The sequence below is a fragment of the Nocardia aobensis NBRC 100429 genome (genome assembly GCF_000308375.1).
GTDB lineage: Bacteria > Actinomycetota > Actinomycetes > Mycobacteriales > Mycobacteriaceae > Nocardia > Nocardia aobensis.
Window position 1 is genome coordinate 1 of sequence record NZ_BAFQ01000030.1, and the last position, 4,911, is coordinate 4,911.

8 protein-coding genes are annotated in these 4,911 nt (G+C 64.7%); 6 read left to right on the forward strand and 2 right to left on the reverse strand.

Features of this window, described 5'->3' with window-relative positions:
* Window positions 1-85 precede the first annotated feature (85 nt).
* Window positions 86-628 (forward strand): HD domain-containing protein, encoded by a 543-nt coding sequence (locus RJ03_RS03760; RefSeq protein WP_036498124.1) that lies wholly within the window; start codon window positions 86-88, stop codon window positions 626-628.
* Here the strand turns inward: RJ03_RS03760 and RJ03_RS03765 are convergent.
* Both RJ03_RS03765 and RJ03_RS03770 read right to left on the reverse strand, forming a co-directional pair.
* A complete protein-coding gene (locus RJ03_RS03765; protein WP_036498125.1) occupies window positions 616-1,083 on the reverse strand; it encodes an NUDIX hydrolase in 468 nt (155 codons plus the stop codon). The genes RJ03_RS03760 and RJ03_RS03765 overlap by 13 nt on opposite strands.
* Window positions 1,080-1,838 carry a DUF5919 domain-containing protein gene (locus tag RJ03_RS03770; RefSeq protein ID WP_036498126.1) on the reverse strand — a complete coding sequence of 253 codons (759 nt, stop codon included), beginning with the start codon at window positions 1,836-1,838 and terminating at the stop codon, window positions 1,080-1,082. Before RJ03_RS03770 ends, RJ03_RS03765 begins: the two co-directional genes overlap by 4 nt.
* 145 nt (window positions 1,839-1,983) lie before the next feature.
* On the opposite strand from RJ03_RS03770, the gene RJ03_RS03775 reads away from it, so the two are divergent.
* The 5 genes from RJ03_RS03775 to RJ03_RS03795 all read left to right on the forward strand — a co-directional run.
* A complete protein-coding gene (locus tag RJ03_RS03775; RefSeq protein ID WP_036498128.1) occupies window positions 1,984-2,436 on the forward strand; it encodes a hypothetical protein in 453 nt (150 codons plus the stop codon).
* Complete coding sequence (locus tag RJ03_RS03780) at window positions 2,433-2,684, forward strand: hypothetical protein (protein WP_036498129.1); 252 nt, start codon at window positions 2,433-2,435, stop codon at window positions 2,682-2,684. Before RJ03_RS03775 ends, RJ03_RS03780 begins: the two co-directional genes overlap by 4 nt.
* Complete coding sequence (locus tag RJ03_RS34780) at window positions 2,684-3,298, forward strand: DUF2637 domain-containing protein (RefSeq protein ID WP_245552172.1); 615 nt, start codon at window positions 2,684-2,686, stop codon at window positions 3,296-3,298. Before RJ03_RS03780 ends, RJ03_RS34780 begins: the two co-directional genes overlap by 1 nt.
* Window positions 3,299-3,300: 2 nt before the next feature.
* Window positions 3,301-4,632 (forward strand): FtsK/SpoIIIE domain-containing protein, encoded by a 1,332-nt coding sequence (locus tag RJ03_RS03790; protein WP_083870584.1) that lies wholly within the window; start codon window positions 3,301-3,303, stop codon window positions 4,630-4,632.
* The coding region (locus tag RJ03_RS03795; RefSeq protein WP_036498131.1) for a hypothetical protein at window positions 4,629-4,911 on the forward strand (283 nt) is incomplete at its 3' end. The genes RJ03_RS03790 and RJ03_RS03795, both read left to right, overlap by 4 nt.

The following is a 4,911-nucleotide window of genomic DNA, read 5'->3' on the forward strand; positions in this document are numbered from 1 at the left end:
GCGCGAAGCGCCGCCCTTGATCCTCTATAGCCAAATTCGGCAATGACCCATGCAGCCGGTCGGTGCAGGTCGTTACCGTGGAGTCGTGACGGGGAACGATCTCGCTGGCTGGGCGGCGGAGCTGGCCCAGGAGCAGCTGCACGGGTTGCCGCGTCGGTGGCGCCATGTTGCCGGCGTTGCTCGAAGGGCAGCTCTGGCGACGGAGTTGGTGGACGACGCCGCGCTGCTGGTGGCCGCCGCATGGCTCCATGACATCGGATATGCACCGAAGTTGGTACGGACCGGATTTCATCCCGTCGACGGCGCAACCTATCTCGCTCAGATAGGTGCCTCGGACCGTTTGTGCGCTCTGGTGGCCAACCACTCCTGTGCCTGCGTCGAGGCCCGAAATCGTGGCGTGCCGCTGGAGTGGGAGGACGAGCAGACCTCGCTGCGGGATGCACTCTGGTGGGCGGATATGACCACCACGGCGGCCGGTGACGATACGACGTTTGATGAACGCGTCGCGGACGTGTACCGGCGGTATGGGCCGGACCATGTCGTCAGCCGTTCGATTCGGGAGGCGACTCCGGATCTACGGGAGGCTGTAGCGCGGACGGAGGTTCGTTTGCAGTCTCATGTGAAATAGGGATCAGGATCAGGATCGAGGCCCTTCCGAATCCGCTCTCTGACCGACGGGTGGATGTCGAGACTGGCGAGGTCGGATGGATCGACCCAGAGCACCTCTTTGGATTCAGAGCTTGAGCGAAGATCACCGCCGATCGGTTCCGCGGCGAAGCAGATCGAAAACTCTTGCCGCACTTCGCCATCGTCGTAGGCAATGACATGTTTCGGGTTCGAGAAGACACCGACGAGCGTTGTTGCGCGTACTAGTACTCCGGTCTCCTCCTCGACTTCACGGACCACGGCATCGGCAACGGTCTCGCCGAGCTCCATCCCGCCTCCTGGAATGGAGTACCGATCGTTGTCGGTCCGGCGGATCAGCAAGATTCGGCCATCGTCGTCCCGAACTACAGCGCTCACAGCGACTTTGAGGCTGTTCGCGGCGGGAGCCTTCGGATCGTCGAGATAGTCGGTCCTCATGCGGCACCAACCTGGAGATTCGGCACCGTAGATGTTGCCCAGACGTGCTCGAAACTTGTCGTGTAGGTGTCGAACAGGTCCCCGCCGGCCAATTTCCGAAGGTGCATTGCAGGCGCATACGCGCCGGGCTGGCCGTAGACGTGCATGTTGACGATCATCTGGTCATCGAATCGGAACACCGAGTTGTACAGCGTGGTCTTGTGATAGCGGAGGTCCACCCCGTCGATATCCGCCAAAGGCGCAATCAAGGCCAATGCGTTCTGGATTCGTGCGGATACGGTGCCCTCCGCCAAACGCTCCTCGGAGCTTCGCTTCTTGGCTTCTGCCGCTGTCGGATCTCCGAACAGGAGACGGATCGACGTCCCTTGAGCGGCTTTTTGCTTGATGGTTCGTGTGAACGACGGTTCCTCGGCAAGGAAGAGACCTGCCAGCACCAGCACCTCGATGCGCTCATTGGCGTTGGCGAGGAGTCGGCTCCACAGATCACTCGGGACTGAGTTCCGGTGCGGATAGACGGCAACGACTTCGGACTGCGCAATCTCGGACTGCCTGTCCTGGCTGATCGCATCAGGCCACAGGTAGGTCTCGGATTCTTTGACCAGGGCGGCGACGGTGTGGCGATGGCGCGGGTACGGGACGCGCCCCTTCGTGATCCAACGCTCGACGGTCTTCTGATCCACACCCGTTGCATCGGCCACGTGGCCGGTGTTGAGCCCGTTGCGGAGCAGGGCCTCTCGCAATCTTTCGTTCGCCATGCCAACCCCTTAAGGGACGAGTAGGGACGTCTTGACTGTACTCGAGACGTCTCAAGATGTCCACGTATGTGGTGCTGACGTCACTGCGAAATCCGGAAAGTAATGGGTGTCAACGGATTCCAGCAAACAACGGAGGAACATCCCAATGGCACTCAAGGATCTGCGTTTCAACGTCGCATTCAACGAAGCGTTCGAGAAGGGCCTCGTGCTGGTCGGCGAGATCGAGCCCGACACCGAGTACAACCAGAACCGCAACGCTCCGGCTCGTCAGAAGGTCGACCCGGTGACCGGTCTGCGGCAGTGGAAGGCCACCGCCACGAACCCGGCCGAGACGAACCCGAAGAAGTCCAGCATTCAGGTGATCTTCCTGGCGGACGTGGCCCCGGTGCCCTCGACGCCCGAGGTGCTGCCCGGTATGCGCTCGATCGTGCTGGAGAACGTCACCCTTCAGCCCAAGGTCACCGGTCAAGGCGAGTTCAAGACCCTCGGCTGGACCGTGCGGGCTACCGGCATCGCGGGCGACAACTCCGGCGCCAAGGTCCCCGCGGCTGATCCGGGTGCGGCTCGTCCGGCTCGTGGCGACTCGAAGGCTGCGTGACCGCCATGTCGTTCATCAGCGCACACATCAGCAAGTTCGATGGCATCGAGGCCGAGTACTGCCCGGCGCGCGACACCGCATCGGGGCCGGTCCGGGCCTCGGTGAGCGTGGAGATGAACCACGAGGCCATCGGGTACGCGCGGCTGTATCTGTCGATCGAGGATGCTCGCACACTCGCTGAGCAGCTGCCGCAGATCCTGATGATGCACGACGTGGCGGAGCGTCTGGCAGCGGAAAAGGCTGCCTGATGTTCACGCCTGAGCGGGGAATGCGTGCGGCGCGGGTGTTCGCGGTCCTGGTGATCGTGGGCGTCGGCGCTGCCGCGTTCCGGCTGTCGTTCGCCACGCTGCGGGATCTGGCCAAACTGGCGCACATCCCCGCGTCGGATGCGTGGCTGTTCCCGCTGATCATCGACGGCACGATCGTTCAGGCCACCGCCGGCGCTTTGGTCCTCGCCAAGTCGACCGAACGACGGTTCTTCACGCGGGTTTTGGTGGTCGGGGCGCTGGTGTCGGTGGCGGGCAACAGCATCCACGCCGTAGCGGCCGGTAAGGAACTTCCGGCGTGGCTGTGCGCGATCGTTGCGGCCATTGCCCCGATATCGCTGCTCGTGGACACGCACGGCCTGGCGGTGCTGTTCCGTGCCGCCCAAAGCAATCCGGCCCCGGTCCCTGCTCCGGCGATGGCTGAGGCCGAGGAGGACTCTCGGACCGCTGCGGAGGAGTCCGACGAGCCCGCGGCCCCCGAACCGTCTGTCCCGGTGGTGGCTGCTGCGCCGGTGATTCCTGTGGCGCAACCGATTCCTGTTTCTCGACCTGTGCAGCCTCCGTTGCTGCCGGTCTCTGTCCCGATCGGGAGCTGATCATGACTGTTGTCGACATGGTGCCGTATGCGGCGTCGGCAGCGGGCGCGCTGATCTTCGCGGCATACATCCTGCCGTGGGGCCGCCGTCCCGCCACCACGACCGCTGCGGGCCTGGAACATGACCTGGCCGAAGCGCCGGAGGTTCTGCGTCCTGCGGTGCTGTCGTTCGCTTCGACCGCCCACGCCCAGCTGATGTTCGCCCTGCTCAAGCTCGGCTCACCTGAGACCGGGTTCCCGCGCGTGGAGTGGTGGGACTACTCCCGCCACGGCCTGACGGTCGACGTGCTGATGCGGGGCGGGCAAACCCTGTCCGACTGGAGCAACGACGACACCTGCTCCCGCATCGCTGACCACGTCGGCGTTCAGCAGGTCACCGTGTCTTCGCCTGCTCCGGGCTGGGTGCGGCTGGAACTGCGGGTGCACGACACCTTGGCCGATTCGGTCACCACCGACCCCGGCACGGTGGCTGCCGGTGTCGACCTGGAAGCGGTTCCGGTGGGCGTGCGGGAAGACGGTACGCCGTGGCTGCTGCGAATCCTCTACTCGCACATCCTTCTTGCCGGTGCCACCGGTTCAGGTAAGGGCTCGGTGCTGTGGTCGATCCTGGCCGGCCTCGGCCCGGCGATCAAAGCCGGGTTCGTAGATGTGTGGATGGCCGACCCGAAGGGCGGTGTGGAGTTCGGGCGCGGTGAAAACCGGCTGTTCGTCCGCTTCGCTGTCGATGCCTCCACCATCCTCGCCATGCTGCGCGAGGCCGTGACCGAGATGGACGAACGCCTGGCTCGGATGCGCGCGGCGGGGGTGCGCAAGCTGGTCCCGTCGCCGGATGAGCCGCTGATCGTGATCATCATCGATGAGGCGGCATCGTTGTCGTCGTATGCCGACCGGGACGAGCAGAACGAGTTCCGACGTCTGACCGGCATGTTGCAGTCCAAAGGGCGTGCGGCCGGCGTCTCGGTGATCGCGGCCCTTCAGGACCCGTCGAAGGAGACGATGCCCAACCGGCAACTGTTCCCGGTCCGTGTCGGCCTGCGCCTGGACGAACCGACGCAGACCGCGATGGTGCACGGGCAGGGCGCCAGGGATCGGGGTGCGTTGTGCGACAAGATCCCCGAAACCACGCCCGGTGTCGGCTACGTCGGCGAAGACGGCACCACCGAGTTCGTGCGTGTGCGTGCGTTCTGGATCTCCGACGAACAGGCCGACGCGATCGTGGACATGTATTCCCCGGCAACCGATTGCGCCCCGGCCGCCGATTACAGCGACTTCGACCCCGACGACTTGGGCGACGACATCCCCGGCGACGGCTACACGGGACCGGTGGCGGCATGAAACGCGGACTCGTCACCGAAAATCACGTGGTCATCTACTGCGACAACTGCGGCGACCTCTACACCGACCGTGCTGGTGAGGCGGTCTGCTTCACCTCCACCCACCAGGCCGCCTACCACCTCGCTGGCGGCCGCAACGGCTGGCTCTACGACGGTGACCGCATCACCTGCGACGGGTGCGCGATCACCGCTGAATGCGACCTGCGCGGCCACCTCTTCCCCTCTGCGAACGACCTTCGCCGCTGCGACCGCTGCGGTGCCCCCGATTACGAACAGGAGG

Coding starts and splice junctions, on each gene's coding strand:
- RJ03_RS03765 (WP_036498125.1), bottom strand. CDS start 1,083: ATGAGGACCGACTATCTCGACGATCCGAAGGCTCCCGCCGCGAACAGC.
- RJ03_RS03770 (WP_036498126.1), bottom strand. CDS start 1,838: ATGGCGAACGAAAGATTGCGAGAGGCCCTGCTCCGCAACGGGCTCAAC.
- RJ03_RS03775 (WP_036498128.1), top strand. CDS start 1,984: ATGGCACTCAAGGATCTGCGTTTCAACGTCGCATTCAACGAAGCGTTC.
- RJ03_RS34780 (WP_245552172.1), top strand. CDS start 2,684: ATGTTCACGCCTGAGCGGGGAATGCGTGCGGCGCGGGTGTTCGCGGTC.
- RJ03_RS03790 (WP_083870584.1), top strand. CDS start 3,301: ATGACTGTTGTCGACATGGTGCCGTATGCGGCGTCGGCAGCGGGCGCG.